The sequence below is a fragment of the Delftia sp. UME58 genome (assembly GCF_014170385.1).
In the GTDB taxonomy this organism is placed as follows: domain Bacteria; phylum Pseudomonadota; class Gammaproteobacteria; order Burkholderiales; family Burkholderiaceae_C; genus Comamonas; species Comamonas acidovorans.
In genome coordinates this window covers 41,711-68,322 of the sequence record NZ_LZZV01000012.1, presented here as the reverse complement: position 1 = coordinate 68,322, position 26,612 = coordinate 41,711, and the positions used below count along the sequence as shown (strand labels likewise).

Below are 26,612 nucleotides of genomic sequence, written 5' to 3'. Positions count from 1 at the left end.
GATCAGGTACCGGCCATTTCGGAGGCCAGTTCGCCAGCCGCCCACAGCGCGCGCCCCAGCAAGGCGCTCTGGTCGACCACCATGCACAGGATGGCCGGATGGCTGCCGCCCACGGCCTGGAACAGCACCGTGCCCAGTTCGGTCTCGAAGGTCAGGCGCCGGCAGGACTTGTGGCCGATCTCGGTGGCCACGGCCCTGGCCATGGCCATGAGCGAGCCCGCCATGGCCGACAGGCGCTCCGTCGGCAGTTCGCTCCTGACCCGCAGGGAAGTGATTTCGAAGCCGTCAGGCGTGCACAGCAAGGCGATGTGCACGCCCTCCAGGGGCGCCACCACGCGGCGGAGCACATCGTTGCCAGCTTCGATCAGAGAGGGAGGAATCCGGGGAAGCGTTGGTGTCTTCATGCCTGACTTTGCAAGGAAAGCAAGGAAACGAGCACCCCCAGCGCATCCAGCAACTGCTGCCGGTCACGGGGGTCCGCCTGGATGACAGGCACTATACCGTGGCCTCTGTCCGCCAAGGCGCTGCTGAATGCTTCCTGCTGTTGCTCGCTGGCATCGCGGCAACTGACCACCACCACCAGGGGCTCGGATTCCAGGGAGGCGATCTCGGCCAGGCACCGCGCCGCGTAGTCCAGTGCCTGGGCATCGCCGACATCCACCATCAGCAGCACGCCCACCGAGGCATTGAGCACCCAGCGGCGCACGAAGTCGAAGCGTTCCTGCCCCGGGCTGCCCACCAGTTGCAGCCGCTCTCCCCCGCCCAGGTCGATCTGGCCGAACTCGGCACCCACCGTGGTGAATTCCTTGGAATGGGCGGCCTGGTCCAGATTGGGCACATCCGCCGCCGCCATCAACGCGCCACACAGGCTGCGCAGCGCCGTGGTCTTGCCTATGCCCATGGGCCCCACCAGGCTCACCCGTACCAACCCCGCAGCAGGCTGCGCGCTCATCCACAGGCTCATGCCACTCCTCCACGCCGTATCCAGCCGGCCAGCTTCTGCACCCACTGGCGCGGCAGCCCGGCCACCGTGGCAGGCGCCTGTGCGCGGCCGCGGCCCAGCGGCGGGAGATCGTCTTCGCGCGCAGGCCGCAGGCTGCACTCCAGCAGGCTGCGCAGCCGGGGGTGGCGCAGCAGTTGGGCCACGGCGCTGGCCTGCATGCCGCTGTGCTCGCACAGCAGGGCCACTTCCATGGGGCCACGGCACAGCATGGCCAGGGCCCTCAGGCATTCGGAGCTGTTCCACGGCGCTGGCAGCGCCACCCAGGCCTTGAGCTGGAAGCGGTAGCGGCAGTCCTCGTCCTGCTGGGACAACTCGTCCAGCGCACGCGCCAGGGTCTGGGAGGACGCCACCTGCTGGCGCACCGTCCAGTCCATGAGGAAGACCGCCGCCCGGTCCAGCATGTCGATCAGGTCGGACAGCGTGAAGTCCAAGTCCAGGTAGGTGGCCCATCGCTGGGGCGTGCGCCCCAGGTGCTGGCCCTGGGGCACGCCGCCCACATAGACCACGCAGGGCATCCACACGGCGGCTTCGGGCACGGGCAGGCTGCCATCGACGACCAGCACCTGGGCGCTGACCAGAGGCACCTGGCGCCAGCCCCGCAGCGACTTGCGCGAGGCCACGGAGAACAATGCCTCGAAGCGCTGCCTGAGTACGGGGGACCACAGTTCGGCAGCCAGGCCGATCTCCTCCTTCGCTCGAGTCATCTTCACCACCTCACCGGAGAGAAACGGGACATAGGAAAAACGTATTCACCACGGAAATTCCATTGGCTCACGCTAATATTGTCGATAGTTTTTACACATTGCTCACAAAAAACAATGTGAATTTTTATTCCGATGGTGTTAGGCCACACATCCGTGCACCGGCCCCTCACAGGGATTGGTAGCCGTTTTCCAGGGGTGCTTACATATGGCAGGGCGGCCCCGGTGCCCGAAGCGGTATGCTCCCGCTTCCCTCACTTTCACGCCTTTCCCCGCGCAACGCATCCATGTCCGCAGGACTCAATCTGGCCCAGCTCCAGGCCGTCCACTACACCGAAGGCCCCTGCCTGGTCCTGGCCGGCGCGGGCTCGGGCAAGACACGCGTGATCACGCACAAGATCGGGCGCCTGATCGAGATGGGCATGGCGCCGCGCCGCATCGCCGCCATCACCTTCACCAACAAGGCCGCGGCCGAAATGCGCGAGCGCGCGGCCGGCCTCATCGGCCGGCAGGCCAAGGACGTGCTGGTCTGCACCTTCCACGCCCTGGGCGTGCGCATGGTGCGCGAGGACGGCCATGTGCTGGGCCTCAAGCCCCAGTTCAGCATCCTGGACGCCGACGACGTGACGGGCATCCTCAAGGACTGCTCGGGCGGCACCACCGACCTGGCCACGGCACGCCAGTGGCAGTGGACCATCAGCAACTGGAAGAACGCCGGCTGGGACAGCCGCAAGGCCCTGGCCATGGCCCAGGACGACAACGAGCGCAGCACGGCGCTGATCATGCAGCGCTACGAAGAGCGCCTGACCGCCTACCAGAGCGTGGACTTCGACGATCTGATCGGCATGCCCATGCGCCTGCTCAAGAACCATATCGAGGTGCGCGAGAAATGGCAGCGCCTGCTGGGCCACGTGCTGGTGGACGAATACCAGGACACCAACGCCACGCAGTACGAACTGCTCAAGATGCTGGTGGGCAGCCGCGCCCACTTCACTGCCGTGGGCGACGACGACCAGAGCATCTACGGCTGGCGCGGCGCCACGCTGGACAACCTCAAGAAGCTGCCGGTGGAGTTCCCGCAGCTCAAGGTGATCAAGCTGGAGCAGAACTACCGCTCCACCTCGGCCATCCTGCGCGCTGCCAACAACGTCATCCAGCCCAACCCCAAGCTCTATCCGAAGACACTGTTCTCGGAGCTGGGCGAGGGCGAGCCCGTGCGCATCGTGGACTGCGACACCGAGGAGCACGAGGCCGAGCGCGCCGTCGCCCGCATCCAGAGCCTGCGCGCGGCCAGCAACCCGCCGCCGGACTGGAAGGATTTCGCCATCCTCTACCGCGCCAACCACCAGGCCAAGCCCTTCGAGAAGGCACTGCGCAAGGCCAGCATTCCCTACAAGGTCTCGGGCGGCACCAGCTTCTTCGACCGCGCCGAGATCAAGGACCTGTGCGCCTGGTTCCGGCTGTGGATCAACAACGACGACGACCCCGCCTTCCTGCGCGCCATCGGCACGCCCAGGCGCGGCATAGGCCACACCACGCTGGGCAAGCTGGGCGAGTTTTCCTCGCAGCACAAGCTCAGCATGTTCGGCGCCCTGTTCGCCCACATGCTGGAAGCGGCCCTGCCCAAGAAGGCGCATGACAGCCTGCTGGAGTTCGGCCGCTACATCAACGACCTCGAATACCGCGCCCGCCACACGCTGGGCGCCGAGCAGTCGCGCGGCTTCATGCTCGACTGGCTCAAGGAGATTGGCTACGAGCAGTACCTCTACGACAGCGAGGACAGCGAATCGGTCGCCGCCGCGCGCTGGAGCAACGTGCTGGAGTTCTGCGACTGGATGGCCCAGCGCGCCGGCGGCCAGATCGAGGATGCGGCGGGCACGACCACGCACACCGAGGTCAAGAGCCTGCTGGAAGTGGCGCGCAACATCGCCCTGCTGTCCACCATCAGCGAGCGCGAGAAGGAGCAGGACATGGTCATCCTGTCCACCCTGCACGCCTCCAAGGGCCTGGAATGGCCGCATGTGATGCTGGTCGGCGTGACCGAGGGCATGCTGCCCTTCAAGCTCGACGACGACAACGGCCGCCAGCAGAAGGTCAGCGACGAAACCGCCCAGCGCCTGCAGGAAGAGCGCCGCCTCATGTACGTGGGCATCACGCGCGCCCGGCGATCGCTGGCCGTGAGCTGGACCAAGCGCCGCAAGAAGGGGCGCGAGATGGTCTCCACCCTGCCCAGCCGCTTCATCAAGGAAATGGGCCTGGACGCCGCCACCTCGCGCGAGGACCCGCGCGAGAAGCTGCGCCAGCTGCGCGCCGAGTTCGCGCTCAAGGCGCAGCAGTCCACGCCCGCCGACTCCTGATCCCAGAAAGACACCGCATGCGTTTTTACCGCCCCGCTCTCAGCCTGGCGCTGGTGGCCGCGACCGCCGCCTGCTCCAGCACGGCCCTGCAGACCACCGTCCCGGCCACTGCTCAGGCCTCGCCCAAGGCCGCCCGCGCTGCCGCCACCCTGCCACACGCCCCATGCCCCGGGGACGAGGAGATGAAGGACAGCCAGCTGCAGGGCGAATGGACGGGAACCGTAGAAGGCCAGTCCCAGCCCGTGCGCCTGCAGCTGGGACCGCACCCCCAGTGGAAGGGCAACGTCAAGGGCACGATCGCGCGCGGCGCAGACACCCGGCCCATGGTCGGCGACGTGGCCGATGACCACATCACGCTGGAAGAAAGCGCCGACGGCAAGCGCATCACCGCCACCTGGCTGGGCGATGTCGTCGAAGGCAGCTGCGCCCGCGAGATCCGCGGCAACTTCATCGAGGGCGACGATGCGGCGCCCCGGCCCTTCGTGCTGCGCAAGCTGGCACCCTGAATGGCCTTGGCCTGCACGCAAGCCCTCTTTCCCTCCCCTTTTTCGCTCTCCCCTTCACTGGACCCAAGCCATGACGACTCCTACACACCTGGATCGCCGCAAGCGCCTGCGCCGCACGCCGAACACCCTGCAGTGGGCCCTGGCCATGGGGCTGGGCGCCACGCCCTGGCTCGGCGCCCAGGCGCAGGCCGCGCCCCGCCCCCTGTCCGAGGACGCATGGCGCCAGTGCGCCGCCACCACGGACAACCAGTCCCGCCTGGCCTGCTTCGACACCTGGGCACAGCAGCAGCAGCCGCTGACCGCGCCGCCGGCCACCGGCTGGAGTGCTCCGGCCGCCAGCGCTGCAGCCGATCCTGGCGCCCTGCCCGCGCCCGCGCCCGTGGTGACGGCCGACAGCGGCCAGGGCCTGGCCCTGCCCACCACCCCCACCAACGGCGGCTGCCGCGACCCGCGCTACAGCGAACTGTCGCGCTACTTCGAACTGGAACCGGGCAGCGACTGCGGCACCTTCAGCTTCCGCGGCTACCGGCCCATGTCCGTGTCCGTGGTGACGGCCGACCATGTCAACCGGCAGCCCACCACGCCAGGCAAGGATCCTGCGCAGTCGCAGCCCTACAAGACCGAGGAAATGCGCGTGCAGCTGTCGGTGCGCACCAAGGTCGCCCAGGGCCTGCTGACCAGCAGCACCTCGGCGGGCAAGGACTCGCTGTGGGTCGGCTACACCCAGCAGTCGTACTGGCAGCTGTTCAGCCCCGCCATCTCGCGGCCCTTCCGCAACACGGACCACGAGCCCGAGATCTTCTACGTCTACCCCACCGATGCCCGGCTGCCCTTCGGCTGGCGCTGGCGCTACAGCGGCGTGGGCCTGGTGCACCAGTCCAACGGCCAGAGCGATCCGCTGTCGCGCAGCTGGAACCGCTGGTATCTGATGACCGGCTTCGAGCTGGACAACCGCTGGCAGCTGCACGCCAAGGCCTGGCAGCGCATCCGCGAAAGCGCCGAGCACGACGACAACCCGCGCATCCAGGACTACATAGGCCGGGGCGAGGTGAAACTGGGCTGGAACGTCAATCCGCAGAACTATCTGGGCTTCACGGCACGCGGCTCGCTGGGCCAGGGGCGCGGCTCCGGCCGCATCGAATGGCTGCGCACCCTAGGCGAAGGATGGAACGGTGGCAAGAGCAATTTGCGCCTGCATGTCCAGCTTTTCAGCGGATACGGTGACAGCCTGATCGATTACAACTACAAGCGCACCGTGCTCAGCGTGGGCTTCAGTCTTCTGGACTTCTAGAAGACCGGCCTCGCGGGGCACGCTTTGCCGCTTGCCCTTCGCGGGGAAGCCCCCGCCCCGCCGGCTGCATTGCCAGCGGCCGGGGCCATGCGTCAGAATGCACCGATGCCCCGGGCCTTTTCAGGCAGGCCCGGAAACCCGCCCCAGAACGAACCGCGGAGGTCCGCCATGGATTTGCAATACCAGCTCAAGGCCGGCAGCTACTGCCTGTACGACATGCGCGAGACGCCCAGTGCCATCACGGGCGAGCGCCGCTGCCGGCTCAGGACCGAGCTGGTGGCCATTGCCTTCGACCTGGTCACGGGCCAGGTCCATGAGCATGGCTCGCCCACGCGCATCCATGCCTGGGCGCTGTGCATGCGCAGGCGGCTGCGCGCGGCCGGCGACTGGGACCAGGCCGACAGCATCGTCGTGGTCTCCGGCCCCCTGCCGGTGGACGAGATCAACAAATGCCTGGGCATACGCGGCTACTGCCGCCGCATGTTCCAGCGCCTGGCCAGCCTGCCGCACGGCAAGCTGCAACCCCACGCGCATGCGCACGCTCATGGTGCCTACGGCGCCCATGCGGGCCGGCACCAGTCCCATCAGGGCCAGCAACGGCGGGCCGCCTGAAAGCCCGCGCTCGCGGAACCACCTCACTCGGGACCGAGGTCCTCTTCCCCCTCTTCATCGCGCGGCTCGGCATGCTTGACGATGGTCACCGGCAGCCGGCTGTTGCGCGCCACCTCGCGCGAGACCGAGCCGATCAGCACGCGCCGCAGGCCGCCCTGGCCCAGTGCGCCGATGATGATCTGCTCGCAGCCCGTGCTCTCGGCAATGTCGGCCAGCGCGGCGGCGGGCTCGCCCAGGCCGATCTCCACCTCGTAGGAAATGCCGGCCGCCCGCACCAGGGCCACGGCCGGCGCCACCAGGTGCATGCCGGCGTCCACGCTGGCGGCGGCGATCATGTCCGAGTCCTGCGTGGCCAGCTCGAACAGCGAGGCCTCCTGCTGCACATGGGCCAGCACGAAATGGGCCTGCAAACCCTGGCGCACCAGCGAAATCGCGTGGTGCACGGCGTCCAGCGAGGGCTCGGACCCATCGACGGCAATCATGATCTTCAGCATGCGGACCTCCTTCTTCTGATGAATGGCGAATCACGGTCCGTTCCAGTGTAGACCCCGCCAGGCCATGCCGGACTGGCGCGGGGGGCAGTCCCGGCCCGTCCCACACGCTCACGCGGCCATCTGGGACAATGGAGGGCTATGCTGCAATTCGACCTGCTCAAGACCGATCCCTCCAGCCACGCACGCCGCGGCCAGCTCACGCTCAACCACGGCGTGGTGCAGACACCCATCTTCATGCCCGTGGGCACCTATGGCACCGTCAAGGGCGTGATGCCGCGCAGCCTGCAGGAGATGGGCGCGCAGATCATCCTGGGCAATACCTTCCACCTGTGGATGCGCCCGGGGCTGGACATCATGCAGAGCTTCGGCGGCCTGCACGGCTTCGAGAAGTGGGACAAGCCCATCCTCACCGACTCGGGCGGATTCCAGGTCTGGAGCCTGGGCGCCATGCGCAAGATCACCGAGGAAGGCGTGCACTTCGCCAGCCCGGTCAACGGCGACAAGCTGTTCATGTCGCCCGAAGTCAGCATGCAGATCCAGACCGTGCTGAACTCGGACATCGTCATGCAGCTGGACGAATGCACGCCCTACGAGACCAACGGCCACAAGACCACCGAGGCCGAGGCACGCAAGAGCATGGAGATGAGCCGCCGCTGGGCCAAGCGCTCCAGCGACGAGTTCCAGCGCCTGGGCAACCCCAATGCGCTGTTCGGCATCGTGCAGGGCGGCATGTACGAGAACCTGCGCGAGGAATCGCTGCAGGCCCTGGTCGAGATGGACTTCCCCGGCTACGCCGTGGGCGGCGTCTCGGTGGGCGAGCCCAAGGACGAAATGCTGGCCATCATGGCCCACACGCCCCACCGCCTGCCGGCCCACAAGCCGCGCTACCTGATGGGCGTGGGCACGCCCGAGGACCTGGTGCAGGGCGTGGCCGACGGCGTGGACATGTTCGACTGCGTCATGCCCACGCGCAATGCGCGCAACGGCACCATCTTCACGCGCTATGGCGACCTGAAGATCCGCAATGCGCGCCACAAGACCGACCACCAGCCGCTGGACCCCAGCTGCACCTGCCATGCCTGCGCAGGCACCAGCGGCGTGAGCTGGGAGCAAGGCGGGCGCGACGGCTTCTCGCGCGCCTACCTGCACCACCTGGACCGCTGCGGCGAGATGCTGGGCCCCATGCTCACCACCATCCACAACCTGCACTACTACCTGAACCTGATGCAGGAAGTGCGCAATGCGCTGGAGGCGGGCAACTTCACTGAAATGCGCGCACGCTTCAAGGCCGAGCGCGCCCGGGGCGTCTGACGCCCCGCAGCCGATCGTTCAGGTCACTCAGGTGGCCAGGGTCGCTCAGGTCGCCAGGGTCGCTCAGGTCGCCAGGTCCTTGAGCGACCAGGATACGCCGGTCTCGAAGCCGGCGCGCATCTCGTCGGCCACGCGCTCCAGCTCGTCCAGAAACAGCCGCATGGCGGCTGCCTTGGTGTAGCCGATGCGCTGGTACAGGCAGCCGGGCAACTGCGCACCTGCGTCGTGCAGGGGCCGCCAGAGCAGGCGGCCGGCCGCCACATCCTCGGCCACGTTGTCGGGCACCAGGAATCCCAGGGCCGTGCTGCCGGCCACCAGGCGCCGCACCATGGGCACGGAGCTGGTCTCCACCAGCGGCCGCTGCTGGTGCAGGGCCGCGCTGTCCATCTGCTCCAGCATGCTGCGCAGCTCCATGCCCGGCGCCATCAGGATCAGCGGATAGTCCACGCAATCGCGCAGACGCAGCAGGCGCGGCTCGGTGGCCAGCGGATGGCCGGGGGCCATCACCGCGCCCAGCGGCTGGGGCCAGGCGCGCACCTCCTGCACGCCGGGCGGCGGCGGGCGGCGCAGGCAATAGGCCACATCGATCTCGCCCTGCGCCACGCCGCGCAGCAATTCTTCGCCCGTGCCCGATCGCACGCTGAAGGTGATGCCCGGATAGCGCCCGTGCAGGCTGGCGATCACCAGCGGCAGCAGGTACTCGGCCGTGGCATGGGACACGCCCACGCGCACATGGCCCCGGCGCAGGGCGCGCAGGTCCTCCACCTGGACCAGCGCGTTGTCGAAGTCACGCTGGCTGCGCCGCACGGCCGCCAGCATCAGCTCCCCGGCCGTTGTCAGCTGCATGCCGCGCGGCAGGCGGTCGAACAGCGGCACGCCGACCTGGGCCTCCAGATTGAGGATTTGCTGGTTCACGGCGGCCGCCGTCAGGTGCAGCGTGACGGCGGCCTTGCGCACCGAGCCACGACGCGCCACCTCGTCAAAACAGCGAAAGGCCTGGGAGATCGCGGGCATGGCGCGGAGTGTAAATTTTTATCTGACACCTCATCCAAAACAAACAGCTATTCCTGACGCTTGCGACTGCCTAGAGTGGCACTCATTCCCGGCCTCCCTTGAAAGCAGCCCATGGCAAGCACCGTAGACCAAGTCACCCAGCGCCGACGCGGCGTCGGACTCATCGCCCACGACACCGCCCTCTCGGCCGGCGGCTACACCCTGATCGCGCCGCAGACGGCCGACGGCCATGTCTACCTGGTGGACATCGAAGGCCGCGTGGTCCATGAATGGAAGCTGCCCGTGCGCGCGGGCCGGCACGCCGTGATCCTGCCCAACGGCAACCTGGGCTACAACGGCAACCACCCACGCTCGCCCGATCGCTATGCGCCGTGGTCCATGTGGCATGGCGGTGATTTCTACGAGGTCACGCCGCAGGGCGAGATCGTCTGGCGCCACGAGGACCCGGACCACCACCATGACGCGCAGTGGCTGCCCGACGGCCACCTGCTCTATGCCGCCTGCGCACCCGTGCCTGCGGGCTTTGCCGAGCGCGTGCCCGGCGGCACCGCGCACGGGCCCGGCGAAACGATGTACGGCGACGTGATCCGCGAAGTGGACCGCAGCGGCCGCCTGGTCTGGGAGTGGAAGGCCTGGGAGCACCTGGCGCCCGAGGACTTCCCGATTCACCCGGGCTTCGGCCGCTACCACTGGCCGCTGGTCAACGGCCTGGGCACGAGGGCCGACGGCAGCGTGCTCATGAGCCTGCGCACCACCTCCGGCATCATCGCCGTGGACAAGGCCAGCGGCGCGGTGACGCTGCACATTCCGCCCTCCGTGGTCTCGCACCAGCATGCGCCCGTGGCGCTGGACAACGGCCATATCCTGGCCTTCGACAATGGCAACTTCCGCGAAGGCGCCCACGTGGCCTTCTCGCGCGTGGTCGAGATCGATCCTGCCGATCACCGCGTGGTCTGGAGCTACCAGGACGAGATGGTCAACGCCTTCTACACCGCCTTCATGGGCAATGCCCAGCGCCTGTGGAACGGCAACACCCACATCACCGAATCGGCCACAGGCCGGCTCTTCGAAGTCACGCCAGCGGGGGAAGTGGTCTGGGAATACATCCTGCCCTGGTTCGCCGAGTACCCCGATGCCGCGGCACGCCGCACCGGCCCCGGGCGGCTCAACAGCGTGTTCCAGACCTGGCGCTACCACGCGGACCAGCTGCCCTGGCTGGGCGCCGCCGGGAGGCTGGCATGAGCCTCAACCGCAGGCAACTGGCGGCCTGGATGCTGGGCACGCCCTGGCTGTCACCGGCAGCCCGGGCGTCCACGGCTGCCGCCGACGCCTGGCCTGGCCAGCCGCTGACCGTGGTCGTGCCCTTTTCGCCGGGTGGCAGCGTGGACGTGGCCGCGCGCCTGGTCATGCCGCGCCTGGCGGAGCGGCTGCGCCAACCCGTGGTCATAGAAAACACCGTGGGCGCCTCGGGCACCATCGCCACCCAGCGGGTGATCAAGGCCCGGCCGGACGGGCATACCGCGCTGTTCGGCGTGGCCAGCTGCGTGCTCATCGCGCCGCTGGTGTCGCCAGAGCGCTTCCGGTATGACGGCCTCAGGGAACTGCTGCCCGTGGCGCCCGTGGCCTCTTCGGCCTTCGTGCTGGCAGGCCGCCCCGACCTGCCGGCCACCACGGCGGCCGAGCTGGTGCAGCTGTCGCGCCAGCAGCCGGGCCGGCTGACCGTGGGCACCGATGGCGTGGGCACCAGCCTGCACCTGACCGCAGAAATGCTCCAGCAACAGGCCGGCCTGTCTTGGACGCATGTGCCCTACAAATCCGGCCCGCAGGCGCTGACCGAGCTGGCGGGCGGGCAGATCGACCTGGCCGTGCTGCCCGTGGCCCTGGTCCAATCCTTCGTGCGCGAGGGCAAGCTGCGTGGCCTGGGGGTGACTTCGCGCCAGCGGGCCGCCACCTTGCCGCACACTCCCAGCCTGTCGGACACGGCGGTCTGGCAGGCGTTCGATGTCGAAGCCTGGCAAGGCCTGCTGCTGCCGGCCCGCACCGATGCCCGCATTGCCGAGCGCCTGGCCCGCGAGACCGCCGCCGTGCTGGCCGAGCCGGATCTGGTGCGCAAGCTCGCCGAGGCCGGCTTCAAGCCCATGGCCATGGAGCAAGGCCGGTTCATTGCCCACCTGGAGCGGGAGAGAAAGCTGCTGGAGGCCACGGTGCAGGCTGCCCGCATCCACGGCACGGGCTGATGCGGCCGGCGTGGCCGCGGTGCAGCGCCGGTGCGGCCCCGGTGCCGCTGATACCGCTGGAGCAGCCGGCCAGGCCCTACTGCATGGAGCCGGGCACGGAAAATGAGAAGCGAGCCATCTGCACCAGGGTCCGGCCCCGGGTCAACAGGTAGGAATGCGAGGGGGACAGCGCGCGCGGATGCAGCCTGAAGAAGGCCTTGCCGCCCCAGCGCTGGCCAACCATCTCGAACTCCGAGCCTTCCAGGCGGCAGCCCACCTGCAGGCCGGGCGCAGGCTCATGGGTGAGGGAAGACAGCTGCGACAGGCGCAGCATCGCATCGGGCTCGGGCAACACGGTGCTTTCGGCACTGCCATCGACATGCTCCACATGCACGGACCGGCCCGCCAGGGCATTGCGCGGATAAACAATCTCCAGCCCCGCCCGTCCACCGTGCAGGCCGTGCTGAAAGCCCCCTTCAACGCCGCCCCGGGCGCGCGCCCAGGCCGTGAAATCCAAACCACGCGCCGAACCCACGATGCGCACGCGCCAGGCCAGGCCCAGGCCCTCGCAGTCCACCGCCGTTTCGTAGGAAACCTCGAAGCGGCCGGATTCCTCGCGCAGGCTCAGCTCGCCGTTGCCCTGCACGCACCGGTCCGCCTGCTCATCACGCACCACAAAGGCAAGAGAGCGCAGGATCTCCACGCCCCCGTAGCGGACCCTGCGCAGGCCGCCATCGGCCAGTTCAGCGCTGAGCGGGCCGGCCTGCAGCTGGCGGTTGCTGGACGACAAATGCCCGTTCCAGCCTTGCACGGAGCCCGCGATGCCGGTGGTGGCCGCAGGCCCGTTTGCAGCGATGTTTCCGGCAATGACCCCGGAAGTTTCAGCGATCCATTGATCCATATGCGCACCCCAAGCCCGTCCTGGGCATGGGTGCCGATGCTATGGACGATCGATGCGGATGAATAACGATGTTTTCTGGCACTCGTCGTGAGCTGCACTCACAAGCCGTCAGGCCGGCGAGCCGCTCGCCGTGCCTGTTGCGGCTCCAGCACGGTGCAGTTGCGGCCCTGGGCCTTGCCACGGTACAGCGCAGCATCGGCACGGGCAATGGTCGCCTCCACCGACTCCCCTGCGCGGTACTGCGCGGCACCCAGCGTGCAGGTGACGCGGGCGCCCTCGCCCAGGGTCTGCGCCCACGGGGCTTCGGCAATGCGCAGGCGCAGGCGCTCCAGCAGTTCGCTGGCCTGGGCCAGGTCGGTGTCGGGCAGAACCAGCAGGAATTCCTCACCGCCATAGCGGCCCACTCCATCGGCGCTGCGCAGCTGCGACTTCAGCAGCGTGCCGAAGGCGCGCAGCACGCGGTCGCCGCCCTCGTGGCCGAAGCTGTCGTTGATGCGCTTGAAGTGGTCTATGTCCAGCAGCGCCACGCACAGCACCGTGCCACGGTCGTGGGCGGCGGTGCGCACCTCGTGCAGACGCTCGATCACGCCCCGGCGGTTGCTGACGCCGGTCAGGTCGTCATGGCGCAGCAGGGCCTCGATCTGTGCCAGCGCCGTGGCCAGCTTGTCATTGGCGATGCCCAGCCGGTACTGCATGCTGCGAAAGAAGGTGGCCTGCACGCTGCAGCGCACCACGGCACCGAGCACCACGCCGAAGGCCAGCAACTGGCCTGCAGCCGTATCCGTGGTCATGCGCATCAATGGCCCACGCCAGAGAATGATGGCCGCCACGGCGATGAGCGTGCCTATCCAGGTCAGCCAGAAGCTGGTGCGGCTGCGCGCGAGGAAACCGTCGGCGCTGAAGGCGATCAGCATCACCATGGACTGGAACGCCAGCGCAGGCGCGGCCATGACCATGCCCAGCACGCCGATGATGGACACCAGCTGGTGCGTGAGGAACATGCCGGGATCGCGCAGCCTGTGGCACCAGTCGCTGGCATAGGCCCAGGTGATGAAGCCCATGCCCGCCGCCACCCACAGGCCATAGCCCAGCACCACGGCCCAGGGCGCATAGCCGGCCCAGGCATGGCCCAGGAACAGCAACAGCGCATAGATATGGCTGACCAGCACGGAGATGTGCAGTTGCCAGGTGCGGCGTTTCCAGCGCTCCAGGTGCAGCGCTTCGTCCACCAACGGCGACGCCGGCTTCGGCCCCCACAGGAGACGGTCCGGGAAATTCCGAGAAATGGAGGAAAGCACGGGCATGCGATGAAGCGCGGCGGGCCGGCGGCCCTCATGGGCGCCCATTGTGACCGCATCCGGGAAATCCCGGGGATTGCATCCTTCTCGCCTAGGAAGTCCGCGGCGGCCGCACGTCCTCGGCCACCACGATCTGGTTGCGCCCGCAGGCGCGGCCGTGCGCGAGGGCCGCTTCGGCACGCTGCACCAGCCGCTCCGAGGTTTCGCCCGCCTGGAACTCCGCCACGGCCAGGGTCAGGGTCAGCGGGTCCTTGTCGGGGTCGGGTATGGGCTTCTCGCTCCAGTGCTGCTGGCGCACGCCCTCGCGCACGCGCTGCAGCGCCCAGACGGCCTGGACGGAGGCGGTATCCGGCATCACCAGCATGAAGGTGTCATCACGGTAGCGGCCTATGCCGTCCACCGTGCGCAGGTGCGTGACCAGCAGGCCGCTGAGCATGAGCAGCACCCGGTCCTGCAGCGATGGCCCCTTGTGCGCCGGGTGCACGCCCACGCGCTCCACCCAGGGGTCCAGTTCCAGCAGCACCACGCAAAACGGTTCGGGCTTGCGCGCATGGCGCTCGCGCAGGCCATCGACGACATCCATCAATCGCGAGTAATTGGCCACGCCGGTCAGCGTGTCGCGCCCCGTGGGCAGTTGCAGCGCGCCCACGCGGGTCTGCAGCTGCTGCACATCGTCGGCCAGCTGGCCGCAGTAGCTGGACAGCTGCGCCAGTTCCTCGGTGTACTGGCGCTGCATGCGGCTCAGTGCCTGCCACAGGGCCAGCGCATGCACGGCCAGCGGCAGCAGCACGCTGGCCAGCCACAGAATGCGCACGGCGACCGAGCCGGGTGCCATCTGCGGCATGGGCCTGGCCACCACCACGGCACAGAGCATGGCCAGCATGGCGCACAGCAGCACGATCTGGCCCGCAGGCAAGTGCAGCGCCTGCTCGCGCTCGCCATCCCAGGGCAGCCAGGCGACGGCGGCCAGCCACAGCAGGGCAGAGGCCCAGGCCAGGGAGGGCTGCCAGGCCGCCAGCAGCAAGGCCATCGTGGCCTGTATCCAGCCGTGGCCGCGCAGCGTCCGGGTCAGCGGCAGGCCGGCTGCATGGCAGCGCCAGACCCAGGCCATGCCGACCAGGGCCGACAGCGCGGCATAGGCCGCCCAGGCTTTCCATGAAGAAGGGCCGGCCAGCACATGGCCGGCCAGCAGGGCAGCCCCCACGGCCCAGGCCGCCAGGGGAAGAAGATGGGCGGACGCGCCGGCCGGTGGGTGGGCGGGTTGCTCCGGCGTGTGTTGTGGGGGATCCGGCAGCTGGCGTGACATGGCATCCTCGCTGAAGACATCTGCGCCCCGGCCGAGCGCGCAAGCCATGGTGTACCACAACCCCGCGCAGCTTCAAGGGTCTTGCCGGCCCCGGCCGACACCGCCACGGCCGCCGCCAGGGCCGCTTCAGGCGGGGGTCAGGCGGGCTCAGCCAGACTCAACCCGGTGCCGGCCCGGCCTCCTGCACGGGAGGCACGGGAGGCACGGCAGGCGCAGCAGACGTGGAAGGCAGCACGGCTCCCGGCTTCCTGCGGTTGCCATCGGCCTGCGTGCCGCAGCTGTGGCAAAAGTGCACAAAGGCGCTCTTGCGGGTATTGCAACTGCCGCAGCGGTCGAACAGGCCTATGCCGCAGTGGGGGCAGAAATCGATGGCGCCGTCCTTCAGGTCCACGGGGCGCTCGCAGCCCGGGCATAAGCCCTTGGCCAGGCGGGCCAGGGCCACGTCGTAGCCCAGTTCCTGGCGCCGCTGCGTCTCGGGCAGTGACTCCTGCTGCTTTTGCCGCTCCAGGTAGCGGTTCAGGCCCAGGATGGCAGCGCGCCCCAGCAGCACCGTCACCACGATGCCGACCACATAGCGCACGTAGCCCCCGTAGTCGGGCAGGTAGGGCACGAGTTCGACGAAGAAGGCGAACAGCGCAAAGAAGATGAAGCCCCAGACAAAGGGCCACCAGGTGCTCTTGCGTTGCTTTGCGAACAGCCAGCCGGCCACCAGCAGCAGGGGCAGGGTCAGCGCCAGGCGGTAGAGGAAGACGCGCAGCTCGATGGCGCGCATCTCCTTGCGCCAGGCCTCCATGGCACCGTCGCGCAGGCCGTCCCACTGGCGGTTGGCCGCGTCCAGGCGCTGGCGTGCCTGCAGGCTGGCGTCCTGCAGCCGCTCCACGGAGGCGCGTGCGGTGTTCTCTTCCTGCTTGATGGCATCCAGCGCCTGGGTGCGCGACAGCAGCTCGCTGTCCTGCTCGGGCCGGGCCGTGGCGCGGCGCGTGGCCACCCAGTTGTCGAAGGTCTCGCGCGCCGAGCGGTAGCGCGACTGCGCGGCCTGGTACTTGAGGCGTGCGTTCTGCAGCGCCGTTTCCGCCTTGTCGTGATCGGCATCGGCGGCCTTGATCTCGGCCTTGACGGGCTCGGCCGCGGCGGGCGCGATGAAGTCCTCCACCGTGCGCGGCGACTCGACCTGGGGCAGATCCCCCACCACCAGGCCGCCCAGGCCGATGAGGAAGGACGCGAACACCACCGCCACCAGCCACAGGCCTCGGCGGAACCATTTCTCGGGCAGACGCAAGGCCTTGCTCATGGGGAAACTCCTGTTTCAGTGTCCTGCGGCCAAGGAAGACCGCAGGCGGATGAAGAGCCGGCCCGGCTCAGGGCAGGACACGCACCGGACCCGCCAGCTGGCTGCGCTGCAGCCACTGCGTCACCGATTCCACGGTCACGGTCTCTATGCGGCTGGCATAGCGCTTGTCGTTGGGATGGTCGTCGAAGGCGATGTTGGCAGCCGTCACGCGCCCGCCCAGCCGCGACAGCGCGCGAATCACCAGCACGCCAGGCTCGTAGCCCTTGAACTGCAGCCAGGCCTGGGCCTGCTCGCGCCGCTGCACCGTGGCCGGCTCCATGGCGGCGGCCAGGGTTTCGGTGGCCCACTGGTTGGACTGCTGGTAGCGCTGGCCCCAGGCATAGCTGACCATGCTGTAGGGCTCGTGCTGCAGGCGCAGCACGGTCTGGGGCTGGGTCAGAAAGGTCCACAGCGCCTGCTGCACGGCGGGCGTGGGCACCTGAACGCCGGCCTCGTAGCGCCACAGGTCGTCCAGAAAGAACTCGCCCAGGCCCTGGCGGTAGACATGGCCGCCGGCCGTGCCGCATTCGTTGAGCTTGTGCGCCACGCGCCAAGGGCCTTCGGGGGTCCTGTAGGCCCAGCCGTAGTGCGAGTAGTGCAGGTCGTACTTGCCCAGGTCCTGGCCCACGCGCGCCAGCAGCACGACGCGGGTGCCGTTCTTCGCATATTCGGCGTCCAGCGCCTGGGATGTGCGCTGGGCCAGGTCCAGCCCCTTTTGCAGGGACTGGGGGGTGAGGGGCTTGTCCTCGCAGCTGCGCCCTGCATGGGCCGTGCCCAGCGCGGCGGCCAGCAGCAGCACCAGGCAGGCGGAACGGGCCAGCGGGGAAAGGGAGAGAGACGGTTTCATGGCGGGCATCACAGGCGTTCGTTGTGCAGCAGGGCCTTGCCCATCTCGTTGGGAATGAAGGCCAGCACCTTGCCAGCCGCCGAGATGACAACGCCTGCGCCAATCACGCTGCAGGTCAGCACCGTGCCCACGGCATAGGCCGAGGCGGAGGCGCCCCGCCCCACCACTTCCACGCTGGCCTGGGCGCCGTCGGAGGCGCGCTCCAGCAGGTAGACCGTGCCCGTGGCCGAGGCCTGCACCGCCTTCACGGTCAGCACCGCGCCGCCCACCGACAGCGCGGCCGGCAAGGCCACCACGGCGCCAGCGGCCGTCGAAGCCACCGAAGCCGTGCCCACCACGGAGGCCACGGGCAGCATGGACAGCGCCACCGAGGCCTCGCTTTGCGCATGGGCAGGCGCCATGGCCAGGGCTGCGCACAGCGCGCCAGCGGCCAGCAGGGCACGCGGCAGGCGCGCGAAAACGGATTGGTTGACCATCATTGCTTGGACTCCTGGAAATGCGGGGAAGGGGTGGACATCACTCGGCATCGGCCGGTTGCGCGGCCTCGCGGCGGCCCTGCATGCGGGCCTGCGCCAGGTCGGCCTCGTGGCGGTCGCGCAGCATCTTGGCCAGCGTGAAGGCGGTGGTGATGAGATAGAGCCAGCTCACGCCCAGGAAGGCCTTGTAGGTCACGTTGATATCCATGCTCAGCAGGCCCCAGCCGGTCAGCGCCATGGACACGGCAAAGCCGCCCCACACCACCAGCTTCCACATGGGCGTGTCGCCTGCGCTGCGGCTGCCGCCCTCGTTGTCCCGCACGAACTTGGCCAGCACGAAGGCGGCCGAGAGGCAGAACACATAGCCCATCACCATGAAGGCCTGCTCCAGCTGCTCGCCGGGCAGCCAGGCCAGGCCGATGGCGCACAGCGAGACCGCAATGCCGAACGACACCCACACCTGCAGTTGCCAGGCCCGGGTATCACGCTGAACGACGATGGGAGAAGAGGACATTTGCCGAGGTGCCCCTCAAGGGCGTTGGTTGAACACGGGACGCATGGTGCCCAGACGTAACTTGCGTGTCTGCATTCAACCGTAACAGTGGCCAGGCGCAGGCCATCGAGTATCTTAAAACGGTACTTTTCAAGTTTTTGACTGTTGTTTACTCCCCAAAAAGTTCCTGCATGCGACACCAGCACACAGGACATCGGGCACGGCACCTGGGCGACAGGAGCCCTGCGGCGCGCCACAGACAATGCGCCCAACCCGGCTGCAGTGCAGCGGGCAATCGCACGTTCGCCACGCTGATTGATGGAGATCTCCCATGACCAAACCCTTCGACCTCGTCGTCCACGGCGCCACCGGCTTCACGGGCCGGCTGGTGGTGGAGTACCTTCTCAGGCGCTACCCCGCAGGCAGCGGCCTGCGCTGGGCCATGGGCGGGCGCAATGCCGCCAAGCTCGCGGCCGTGCGCGACGAGCTGGGCGCGCCTGCCGATACCCCGCTGGTGGTGACCGACACCGGCAATCCCGCCAGCCTGCAGGCGCTGATGGAGCAGACCCGCCTGGTGCTGACCACGGTGGGCCCCTACCAGCTCTACGGAAACGAACTCGTGGCCGCCTGCGCCAGCGCCGGCGTGGACTATGTGGACCTGTGCGGCGAGCCAGCGTGGATGCGCCAGATGATCGATGCCCACGAGGCCGCAGCCAAGGCAAGCGGCGCGCGCATCGTGTTCTCCTGCGGCTTCGATTCCATTCCCTTCGACCTGGGCGTATTCATGCTGCAGCGAGAGATGCAGGCCCGCTTCGGCCAGCCCGCCCAGCGCGTGCGGGGCCGGGTGCGCAAGATGAAGGGCACGTTCTCGGGCGGCACGGCGGCCAGCCTCAAGGCCACCATGGCGGCGGCCGCCGCCCAGCCGGGCGTGCTGGAGCTGCTGCGCAATCCGTTCTCGCTCACGCCGGGCTTCGAGGGCCCGCGCCAACCCTCCGGCAGCAAGCCCATGGTGGACGAGGTGCTGGGCCTGTGGGTGGCACCCTTCGTGATGGCGGCCATCAACACGCGCAACGTGCACCGCTCCAACTTTCTGCTGGGCCATGCCTATGGCGCCGACTTTGTCTACGACGAGATGATGGTCACAGGCGCGGGCGAAAAGGGCGAGGCCCTGGCCAACGCCGTGGCGGCCGACAAGTCGCTGGGCGCAGACGACGGCCCCAAGCCTGGCGAGGGGCCATCGCGCGAAGAGCGTGAATCGGGCTTCTACGACGTGCTCTTCATCGGCGCCGATGCAGCGGGAAACAGCCTGCGCGTGGGCGTCAAGGGCGACCGCGATCCGGGCTACGGCTCCACGTCCAAGATGATCACCGAGGCAGCCGTCTGCCTGCTGCAGGACGCCCCGGACACGCCCGGCGGCATCTGGACCACGGCGCCCGCCATGGGCAACGCGCTCATCGCCAGGCTCAAGGCCAATGCCGGCCTGAGCTTCACGGTAGAGGAACAGAACCCCTCTTAAGCCGCCAGCAGCCGCTGCACACGCTCGCGCAGCAGCGCGGGCTGCACCTCGGCCTGGGCCATGGGCTGGCCCACGTTCAGGCCCACACGGTTGAACAGGCCACGGCGGAAGGGCCGCACCATGGCGCCGCCCTGCTCGATACGGCTGAAGTACGAACCCCAGAGATTGGTCAGCGCCATGGGGACCACGGGCACCTGCAGGCCATCGGCCTGGGCACGCTCGATGATCTTCATGATGCCGCCTCGGAACTCCTGCAGCTGCCCGTCGCGCGTGATGCCGCCCTCGGGGAAGATGGCCAGTAGGTCGCCCTCGCGCAGCACCTGGGCGGCGCGCTCGAACGCAGCCTCGTAGGTGGCGGGATCTTCCTTCTGGGGCGCGACGGGGATGGCCTTGGCCAGGCGGAACAGCCAGCCCAGCACGGGCACGCGGAAGATGCGGTGGTCCATCAGAAAGTAGATGGGCCGGGGGCTGGCGGCCATGAGCAGCACGGCATCGACAAAGCTCACATGGTTGCAGGCCAGGATGGCCGCGCCGGTGGCAGGAATGTGCTCGTCGCCCTGCACCTTGAAGCGGTAGACGAAGCGCGAGGCCACCCAGGCCACGAAGCGCAGCAGGTACTCGGGCACCAGCAAAAAGATGTAGGCCGCCACCACGGCATTGGCAATGCCCGTGATCAGGAATACCTGGGGAATGCTGAAGCCCGCCGCCAGCAGCGCGCCGGCCAGCACGCTGGAGGCGATCATGAACAGCGCGTTGAGAATGTTGTTGGCCGCGATGATGCGCGCGCGGTGCGTGGGCTGGCTGCGCATCTGGATCAGCGCGTACATGGGCACGCTGTAGATGCCGGCCGACAGGGCCAGCATGCCCAGGTCGGCCATCACACGCCAGTGCGCGGGCTGGGCAAAGAAGGCACCCACGCCCATCAGCTCGGAAGCCGGCAGCGCGCGCGAGGCAAAGAACAGGTCCACGGCGAACACGCTCATGCCGATGGCGCCCAGCGGCACCAGGCCGATCTCCACATGGCGGCGGCTGAACACCTCGCACAGCAGCGAGCCCGTGCCGATACCCACAGAGAACACCACCAGCAGCAGCGAGGCCACATGCTCGTCGCCATGCAGCACCTCCTTGGCAAAGCTGGGGAACTGGGCGAGGAACACGGCGCCGAAGAACCACATCCAGCTGATGCCCAGCAGCGAGCGGAACACGGCGGGCTGCTCGCGGGCCAACTGCAGGTTGCGCCAGGTTTCGGTGAAGGGGTTCCAGTTGATGACCAGGTGCGGATCGGTGGCCGGTGCATTGGGGATGAACTGCGCAAAGATCCGCCCGATCACCGCCAGCGCCAGGCAGGCCACGGCCACCTGCATATGGCCCACCTCGGGCACGGCCACCAGCAGGCCGCCTGCCACGTTGCCCAGCAAGATGGCCACGAAGGTGCCCATCTCCACCATGCCGTTGCCGCCCGTCAGCTCGCGCTCGCTGAGCACCTGGGGCAGGTAGGCGAATTTCACGGGGCCGAACAGCGTGGAGTGCAGGCCCATCAGGAAGACGCAGCCCAGCAGCAAAGGCACATTGGCCTGGATGAAGCCCCAGGCGGCCAGCGCCATGATGGCGATCTCCAGGTTCTTGACCAGGCGGAACATGCGCGTCTTGTCCCACTTGTCCGTCAGCTGGCCCGAGGTGGCCGAGAACAGCAGGAACGGCAGGATGAACAACGCCCCGATCACCAGCCCCGCCATGGCCGAAGGCAGCCAGGAGACGCTGAGCTGGTAGGTCACCATCACGGTGAGCGCGAACTTGAACAGGTTGTCGTTGGCCGCCCCCGAGAACTGGGTCCAGAAGAACGGCGCAAAGCGCCGCTGGCCCAGCAGGGCGAACTGGTTGGGGTGCTCGTGCGCGGCCGATGGCACGGCGCCGGCCGTTGCGGCGGGGGCAGACGGGCTGCCGGTCTCTTGCTGGAACATCTTGTCTTCCCTCAACGGTTGGTGGCGCTGCCGTGGCCGCACGCATCGGCGCACATTGTGCCCGTACTGCCCATGCGCGCCGTGCCGGCCGCACGCAGCGCGGTGATCACGGGCAGGGCGGCGGCCGCCGCCACCACATGCTTGAGGCTGTGGCCGGACACCAGCCCGGCCGTGGCCTCGAAGACGGCCGCATCGCCCCACTCCAGCAGCTTGGCCGCGCCATACCAGGCGATCACCACGCCCAGGCGCAGCGCCAGCGCGCCATGGCGCGGCGCCACGCAGGCCAGGCCCAGCACCGCCAGCATGCCGCCGCCCTGCACCAGCGCCCAGGGCAGCAGGTTGCCGCCATGCAGCCAGACCAGCACCGAGGCCACGGCGGCGACCAGCATGGCCACCGCGGCGCGCACGGCCACGCGGTCGGCAATGCGCGATTGCAGCGCCAGCCCCAGCATGCCGGCAAAGGCCATGGACATGCCCAGCCGGTCGCCGGCCAGGGTGGCATCGTGGGGTGCCCAGTGGTAGACGGACGAGCCTATGGCCGAACACGCCAGCCCCGTGAAGAACAGCGCGGCCAGCCAGCGCAGGGCCGGCGCCAGCGCCTGGCTACGCCGGTCCAGCAGCAGGCGCGCGCCCGCCACGGCGGCCCAGGCAAAGCCCAGGTTGCTGAGCACATCCAGCGCATGGGGCAGCGCCCCCCAGGTACGCTGATCGGCAAACGCGTGAAAGTCCTGCGGCTGCGGCACGGCGGGGCCAAGCCAGGCGGCCAGCAGCAGCAGGGCAGCGCCCCAGTACAGCGCGCGCAGGGCGGCGGCCGGTGAAATCGATGTGGATGGCATGTGTTGCTCCTCGTGGAAAGTGGGGCGGAGTGTGGCGAGACACCGGCCCTTCAGGCATCGTTTTTCTGCACCCGCCGCGCAAACCAGCACCTCGGGTATCGATAATCGCTACCCATGAGCACCACTGCCGACCTCGTCATCGCCCTCAAGAAGGAACTCAAGGCCGCCCAGATGACCTATGCGGACCTGGCGCGCGCCCTGGGCATGGCCGAGTCCAGCGTCAAGCGCATGCTGGCCAAGGGCGACATGCCGCTGTCGCGCATCGATGCCATCTGCCGCGCGCTGAGCCTGGACTTCGCCGACCTGGCCCGCCGCGTGGCCGACAGCCAGCCGCTGCTGCAGGAGATGACGCCCGAGCAGGAGAACGCCGTGGTCGCCGACCGCAAGCTGCTGCTGATGGCCATCTGCGTGCTCAGCCAGTGGACGCTGGAGCAGATCGTGGCCACCTACCGCATGACCGAGGCCGAAGGCATCCGCTACCTGGCCCAGCTGGACCGCATCGGCATCATCGAGCTGCGCCCCGGCAACCGCTACCGGCTGCGCCTGGCCAAGACCTTCCGCTGGCGCGCGCGCGGGCCGGTGATGGAGTACTTCCGCGAGAACGCCGTGCTCGACTACTTCGGCGGCGGCTTCGACCAGCCGGGCGAAGGCATGCTGATGGTGCACGGCTCCATCGGCCGGCATCTGGCGCCCAGCTTCGTGGAACGCATACAGCGGCTGGCCCATGACTTTTCCCAGCAGCACCTGCAGGACCAGCGCCTGCCGCCCGGCCAGCGCGAGGGCTACACCCTGGTGCTGGCCATGCGCAGCTGGGAATTCACGGCGTTCACGGCGCTTCGAAGAGGCACTGTCTGACGGCGGCTGCAGGACGGCAGCCTGCGCTGCAGCGCCTGGCAACAAGGCTTCACCAAGGCGATACACAAGATTGCAAGACTTCGCGGCGCGGCAACCCGGGATTGACGATGGACCTGCACCATGCAGTCATGGATTCCTTTCACCAGGACTCCAGCCCGATGAACCAAGGACAAGGAGCCGCCATGATTTCCCTTCGCACACCGCTGATCGCCGCCACCCTGGCCCTGGCCGGATGGGCCGGGACCGCGCAGGCCCAGGCCAACGTGACCTATGCGGCGCCGGGCGCCGCCATCTCGGTCCAGTTCGGCGCGCCGCCTCCCATGCGCTACGAGGCCGTTCCGGCACCGCGCCGCGGCTATGTCTGGGCACCCGGCTACTGGCGCCCGCAGGGCCACCGCCATGCCTGGGTGGCCGGCCACTGGGTCAAGGCGCGTCCCGGCTATGTGTACCGCCAGCCCGTGTGGTCGCAGCACGGTGGCCGCTGGGGCTACGCACCCGGCCGCTGGGACCGCGACGGCGTGCCGGACCGCCATGACCGCCGCCCCAACAACCCCTACCGCCATTGATGGGCGCTTGCGCCCGGCATGAAGCCCGCCCCATCGGCGGGCTTTTTGCTGGCAGCGCCGGGCATGCCCACACTGGCTTCATACCAACATATGCATATAAAAGTGGCTCATTAAGTTCCCAGGAAAATATGGGAATTGATTCACCGGATACCCCTGCACACCATGCGCCCCTCGCTTTTCCGCTCCTGGATTCCCGCCGCCGCCGCCGCGGCCCTGGCCGTCTTCGGCTCCACCGCAGCGGTGGCAGCCGATTCGGCGGCTTCGTGGCCGCACCAGCCCGTGACCATGATCCTGGGCTTCCCGGCAGGCTCGGGCGTGGACGTGATCGCGCGCGGCGTGCAGGAGCCACTGTCCCAGCGCCTGGGCCAGCCCCTGATCATTGACTACAAGTCGGGTGCGGCCGGCAACATCGCCAGCGAGATCGTGGCGCGCGCCAAGCCGGACGGCTACACGCTGGCCTTCGGCACGGCCGCCACGCACGGCAGCAATGCCGCGCTGTACAAGAAGCTGCCCTTCGATGTGGAAACCGACTTCGTGCCGGTGGCGCCGCTGATCGATGTGTCCAACGTGCTGACCATCAATCCCAACGTGATCAACGTCAAGAACCTCAAGGAGTTCGTGGACGAGATCAAGGCCAACCCCGGCAAGTACAACTACGCCTCCACCGGCAACGGCGCAGGCACGCACATGGCCTTTGCCGAGTTCAATGCGCGCCTGGGCCTGAACATGGTCCACGTGCCCTACAAGGGTGGCCCCGAGGCCATCACCTCGGTGCTGCGCGGCGAGACCTGCTGCATCATGAACCAGGTCCAGACCGTGCTGCCTCACTACAAGAGCGGCAAGGTGCGCCTGCTGGGCGTGACCACGGCCAAGCCCGTGGAAGTCATCAAGGAAGTGCCCACCATCGCCTCCAGCGGCCTGGCCGGCACCAAGGGCTTCGACAGCTCGATCTGGTTCGGCATCTTCGCGCCCAAGGGCACGGACCCGGCCATCGTGGCCAAGCTCGGCCAGGCCGTGCGCGAGGTGCTGGAGCTGCCCGAGGTGCGTGCACGCTTCGAGTCCCAGGGCAATGCCATCCGCATCGAGACGCCCGAGCAGTTCAAGAAAACCGTGCACAGCGACCGCCTGAAGTGGGCACAGGTGGTCAAAGACGCGAAAATCAGCATCGATTGATGCCGTGCGCGCCCGCAGGCCCTGCCCCGCTGGCGCGCCTTTCCTCGTGAGTTCCTGGTGAGTCTATGTCCCTGACCGAACCGGCAGCCCCGGCCCCTGCGGGCCTGGCTGCCCTTGAAGAACGCCTGCGCGACGACCTCGTCGCCCTGGGCTGGCCTGCCAAGGCCTGGATCCCTCCCTCCACCCGCGACGGCCAGCCCGTGCACGATGTCCTGGTCATCGGCGCCGGCCAGGCCGGCCTGGCCCTGTCGGCCGCGCTGTCCCAGCTGGGCATCGCGGCCGTTTTGCTGGACAAGGCCCCGCTGGACTTCGAAGGCCCCTGGGCCACGACGGCGCGCATGGAAACCCTGCGCTCGCCCAAGGAGCTGACCGGCCCCGCGCTGGGCCTGCCCTCGCTGACCTTCCGCGCCTGGTTCATCGCCCAATGGGGCCGCGAAGCCTGGGCCGCGCTGGACAAGATCCCGCGCCTGCAATGGATGGACTACCTGCGCTGGTACCGCCGCGTGATGCGCTGCGACGTGCGCAACGGCCACCAGGTCACGGCCATCCGCCCGCAGGCCGACGGCACGGTCGAGGTCGATGTGACGGCCGATGGCGCCTCGCGCACCTGGCTGGCACGCCGCGTGGTGCTGGCCACGGGCCGCGACGGCCTGGGCGGCCCGCAGATCCCCGCCTTCATGCAGGGCGTGGACCGCAGCCGCTGGGCGCATTCCTCCGACGTGCTCGACTACGGCCGCCTGGCCGGCCTGCATGTGGGCGTGGTGGGCGCGGGCTCGTCGGCCATGGACAGCGCGGCCACCGCGCTGGAGAACGGCGCCGCCAGCGTGGACCTGCTGGTGCGCCGCAGCGACCTGCCACGCATCAACAAATCCAAGGGCTCGGGCACGCCCGGCCTCACGCACGGCCAGTTCCTGCTGCCCGACACCTGGAAATGGCGCATACGCCACTACATCAACGTGCAGCAGGTGCCACCTCCGCACGGCAGCACGCTGCGCGTCTCGCGCCATGCCAACGCCCACTTCAACCTGGGCTGCGCCGTGCAGAAGGTGGAGCAGGACGGAGACCGGCTGCGCGTGGACACGCCGCGCGGCGTGTTCGTGCTGGACTTCCTGATCGTCTCCACCGGCTTTGCCATCGACTGGCGCCAGCGCCCCGAGTTCGCCGACCTGGCGCCCCATGTGCGCATCTGGAGCGACCGCTTCGTGCCCGAGGCGGGTGCCGAGGACCAGGAGCTGTCGGACTCGCCCGACCTGGGCCCGCTGTTCGAGTTCCAGGAAAAGACGCCCGGCGCCCTGCCCGGCCTGGACCATGTGCACTGCTTTTGCTATCCGGCCGCGCTGTCGCACGGCACGGTGTCGGGCGATATCCCCGCCATCAGCGACGGCGCGCGCAAGCTGGCCCAGGGCCTGGCCTCGCTGTTCTACCGCGAGGACCTGGAACACCACTACGCCCAGCTGCAGTCCTATTCCGAGCCTGAGCTCGACGGCAGCGAATGGACGCCCGCCGACCCCGAAGCCCGCGTGCGGGCCCTGGCAGACAAGACCTGAGA

The 26,612-nt window shown here is 68.6% G+C and carries 26 protein-coding genes; 12 read left to right on the top strand and 14 right to left on the bottom strand.

What is annotated here, in order from left to right; all coding sequences use genetic code 11:
- Positions 1 to 2: 2 nt before the first annotated feature.
- Genes A9976_RS03405 through A9976_RS03395 form a run of 3 tightly spaced genes read right to left on the bottom strand, consistent with a single transcriptional unit; the run spans position 3 to position 1,707 of the window.
- Complete coding sequence (locus A9976_RS03405) at positions 3 to 404, bottom strand: roadblock/LC7 domain-containing protein (RefSeq protein WP_183017814.1); 402 nt, start codon at positions 402 to 404, stop codon at positions 3 to 5.
- Complete coding sequence (locus A9976_RS03400; RefSeq protein ID WP_183017813.1) at positions 401 to 964, bottom strand: ATP/GTP-binding protein; 564 nt, start codon at positions 962 to 964, stop codon at positions 401 to 403. The genes A9976_RS03405 and A9976_RS03400 overlap by 4 nt, the downstream gene beginning before the upstream one ends.
- Positions 961 to 1,707, bottom strand: a complete 747-nt coding sequence (locus tag A9976_RS03395; RefSeq protein ID WP_183017812.1) for a hypothetical protein — start codon at positions 1,705 to 1,707, stop codon at positions 961 to 963. The genes A9976_RS03400 and A9976_RS03395 overlap by 4 nt, the downstream gene beginning before the upstream one ends.
- Before the next feature lie 284 nt (positions 1,708 to 1,991).
- On the opposite strand from A9976_RS03395, the gene A9976_RS03390 reads away from it, so the two are divergent.
- The 4 genes from A9976_RS03390 to A9976_RS03375 all read left to right on the top strand — a co-directional run bounded on the left by A9976_RS03390 (position 1,992) and on the right by A9976_RS03375 (position 6,470).
- Positions 1,992 to 4,061, top strand: a complete 2,070-nt coding sequence (locus A9976_RS03390; RefSeq protein WP_043780446.1) for an ATP-dependent helicase — start codon at positions 1,992 to 1,994, stop codon at positions 4,059 to 4,061.
- 17 nt (positions 4,062 to 4,078) lie between these two features.
- Positions 4,079 to 4,567: a hypothetical protein gene (locus tag A9976_RS03385; protein ID WP_183017811.1), complete on the top strand. Its 489-nt coding sequence runs from the start codon at positions 4,079 to 4,081 to the stop codon at positions 4,565 to 4,567.
- 70 nt (positions 4,568 to 4,637) lie between these two features.
- Positions 4,638 to 5,858, top strand: coding sequence for a phospholipase A (locus A9976_RS03380; RefSeq protein ID WP_183017810.1), 1,221 nt, complete (start codon positions 4,638 to 4,640; stop codon positions 5,856 to 5,858).
- Positions 5,859 to 6,026: 168 nt separating this feature from the next.
- Complete coding sequence (locus A9976_RS03375) at positions 6,027 to 6,470, top strand: hypothetical protein (RefSeq protein ID WP_183017809.1); 444 nt, start codon at positions 6,027 to 6,029, stop codon at positions 6,468 to 6,470.
- A gap of 23 nt (positions 6,471 to 6,493) precedes the next feature.
- Here the strand turns inward: A9976_RS03375 and A9976_RS03370 are convergent, their stop codons facing one another.
- Positions 6,494 to 6,964 (bottom strand): universal stress protein, encoded by a 471-nt coding sequence (locus tag A9976_RS03370; protein WP_183017808.1) that lies wholly within the window; start codon positions 6,962 to 6,964, stop codon positions 6,494 to 6,496.
- Positions 6,965 to 7,102: 138 nt separating this feature from the next.
- Here A9976_RS03370 and tgt point away from each other — a divergent pair, with 138 nt between their 5' ends.
- Entirely contained in the window at positions 7,103 to 8,275 is a 1,173-nt protein-coding gene (gene tgt / locus A9976_RS03365) for a tRNA guanosine(34) transglycosylase Tgt (RefSeq protein WP_012202481.1), read from the top strand.
- A 63-nt stretch (positions 8,276 to 8,338) separates the two neighbouring features.
- On the opposite strand, the gene A9976_RS03360 is transcribed toward tgt, so the two are convergent.
- A complete protein-coding gene (locus A9976_RS03360) occupies positions 8,339 to 9,289 on the bottom strand; it encodes a LysR family transcriptional regulator (protein WP_183017807.1) in 951 nt (316 codons plus the stop codon).
- A 111-nt stretch (positions 9,290 to 9,400) separates the two neighbouring features.
- Here A9976_RS03360 and A9976_RS03355 point away from each other — a divergent pair, with 111 nt between their 5' ends.
- Together A9976_RS03355 and A9976_RS03350 are read left to right on the top strand one after the other, a co-directional pair.
- Positions 9,401 to 10,531 (top strand): aryl-sulfate sulfotransferase, encoded by a 1,131-nt coding sequence (locus A9976_RS03355; RefSeq protein ID WP_183017806.1) that lies wholly within the window; start codon positions 9,401 to 9,403, stop codon positions 10,529 to 10,531.
- Positions 10,528 to 11,526 carry a tripartite tricarboxylate transporter substrate binding protein gene (locus tag A9976_RS03350; protein WP_183017805.1) on the top strand — a complete coding sequence of 333 codons (999 nt, stop codon included), beginning with the start codon at positions 10,528 to 10,530 and terminating at the stop codon, positions 11,524 to 11,526. Before A9976_RS03355 ends, A9976_RS03350 begins: the two co-directional genes overlap by 4 nt.
- A gap of 76 nt (positions 11,527 to 11,602) precedes the next feature.
- Here the strand turns inward: A9976_RS03350 and A9976_RS03345 are convergent, their stop codons facing one another.
- The 7 genes from A9976_RS03345 to A9976_RS03315 all read right to left on the bottom strand — a co-directional run bounded on the left by A9976_RS03345 (position 11,603) and on the right by A9976_RS03315 (position 18,177).
- A complete protein-coding gene (locus A9976_RS03345) occupies positions 11,603 to 12,295 on the bottom strand; it encodes a hypothetical protein (protein ID WP_259649092.1) in 693 nt (230 codons plus the stop codon).
- Positions 12,296 to 12,504: 209 nt separating this feature from the next.
- Positions 12,505 to 13,635 (bottom strand): diguanylate cyclase, encoded by a 1,131-nt coding sequence (locus A9976_RS03340; RefSeq protein WP_232245702.1) that lies wholly within the window; start codon positions 13,633 to 13,635, stop codon positions 12,505 to 12,507.
- Positions 13,636 to 13,795: 160 nt separating this feature from the next.
- Complete coding sequence (locus A9976_RS03335; RefSeq protein WP_183017802.1) at positions 13,796 to 15,010, bottom strand: GGDEF domain-containing protein; 1,215 nt, start codon at positions 15,008 to 15,010, stop codon at positions 13,796 to 13,798.
- Between the two features lie 157 nt (positions 15,011 to 15,167).
- Positions 15,168 to 16,301, bottom strand: coding sequence for a zinc ribbon domain-containing protein (locus A9976_RS03330; RefSeq protein WP_183017801.1), 1,134 nt, complete (start codon positions 16,299 to 16,301; stop codon positions 15,168 to 15,170).
- 67 nt (positions 16,302 to 16,368) lie between these two features.
- Entirely contained in the window at positions 16,369 to 17,187 is an 819-nt protein-coding gene (locus A9976_RS03325) for a DUF2145 domain-containing protein (RefSeq protein WP_183017800.1), read from the bottom strand.
- Positions 17,188 to 17,195: 8 nt separating this feature from the next.
- The gene (locus A9976_RS03320; protein WP_013800299.1) at positions 17,196 to 17,666 is read right to left on the bottom strand and encodes a hypothetical protein; all 471 of its coding nucleotides are present in this window, start codon (positions 17,664 to 17,666) and stop codon (positions 17,196 to 17,198) included.
- A gap of 37 nt (positions 17,667 to 17,703) precedes the next feature.
- A complete protein-coding gene (locus tag A9976_RS03315; protein WP_183017799.1) occupies positions 17,704 to 18,177 on the bottom strand; it encodes a YiaA/YiaB family inner membrane protein in 474 nt (157 codons plus the stop codon).
- A 310-nt stretch (positions 18,178 to 18,487) separates the two neighbouring features.
- On the opposite strand from A9976_RS03315, the gene A9976_RS03310 reads away from it, so the two are divergent.
- On the top strand, positions 18,488 to 19,672 hold the full coding sequence (locus A9976_RS03310; RefSeq protein WP_183017798.1) for a trans-acting enoyl reductase family protein: 1,185 nt from the start codon (positions 18,488 to 18,490) through the stop codon (positions 19,670 to 19,672).
- On the opposite strand, the gene A9976_RS03305 is transcribed toward A9976_RS03310, so the two are convergent.
- Positions 19,669 to 21,633 (bottom strand): MFS transporter, encoded by a 1,965-nt coding sequence (locus tag A9976_RS03305; protein WP_183017797.1) that lies wholly within the window; start codon positions 21,631 to 21,633, stop codon positions 19,669 to 19,671. The two genes, A9976_RS03310 and A9976_RS03305, sit on opposite strands and share 4 nt — an antisense overlap.
- A gap of 11 nt (positions 21,634 to 21,644) precedes the next feature.
- On the bottom strand, positions 21,645 to 22,469 hold the full coding sequence (locus A9976_RS03300) for a hypothetical protein (protein WP_183017796.1): 825 nt from the start codon (positions 22,467 to 22,469) through the stop codon (positions 21,645 to 21,647).
- 114 nt (positions 22,470 to 22,583) lie between these two features.
- Here A9976_RS03300 and A9976_RS03295 point away from each other — a divergent pair, with 114 nt between their 5' ends.
- The 4 genes from A9976_RS03295 (at position 22,584) to A9976_RS03280 (ending at position 26,610) form a co-directional block, all read left to right on the top strand.
- Positions 22,584 to 23,324: a helix-turn-helix transcriptional regulator gene (locus A9976_RS03295; protein ID WP_012202467.1), complete on the top strand. Its 741-nt coding sequence runs from the start codon at positions 22,584 to 22,586 to the stop codon at positions 23,322 to 23,324.
- Positions 23,325 to 23,506: 182 nt separating this feature from the next.
- On the top strand, positions 23,507 to 23,890 hold the full coding sequence (locus A9976_RS03290) for a YXWGXW repeat-containing protein (protein ID WP_183017795.1): 384 nt from the start codon (positions 23,507 to 23,509) through the stop codon (positions 23,888 to 23,890).
- Between the two features lie 162 nt (positions 23,891 to 24,052).
- Positions 24,053 to 25,063: a tripartite tricarboxylate transporter substrate binding protein gene (locus tag A9976_RS03285; RefSeq protein ID WP_183017794.1), complete on the top strand. Its 1,011-nt coding sequence runs from the start codon at positions 24,053 to 24,055 to the stop codon at positions 25,061 to 25,063.
- Positions 25,064 to 25,128: 65 nt separating this feature from the next.
- A complete protein-coding gene (locus A9976_RS03280) occupies positions 25,129 to 26,610 on the top strand; it encodes a SidA/IucD/PvdA family monooxygenase (RefSeq protein ID WP_183017793.1) in 1,482 nt (493 codons plus the stop codon).
- Positions 26,611 to 26,612 lie beyond the last annotated feature (2 nt).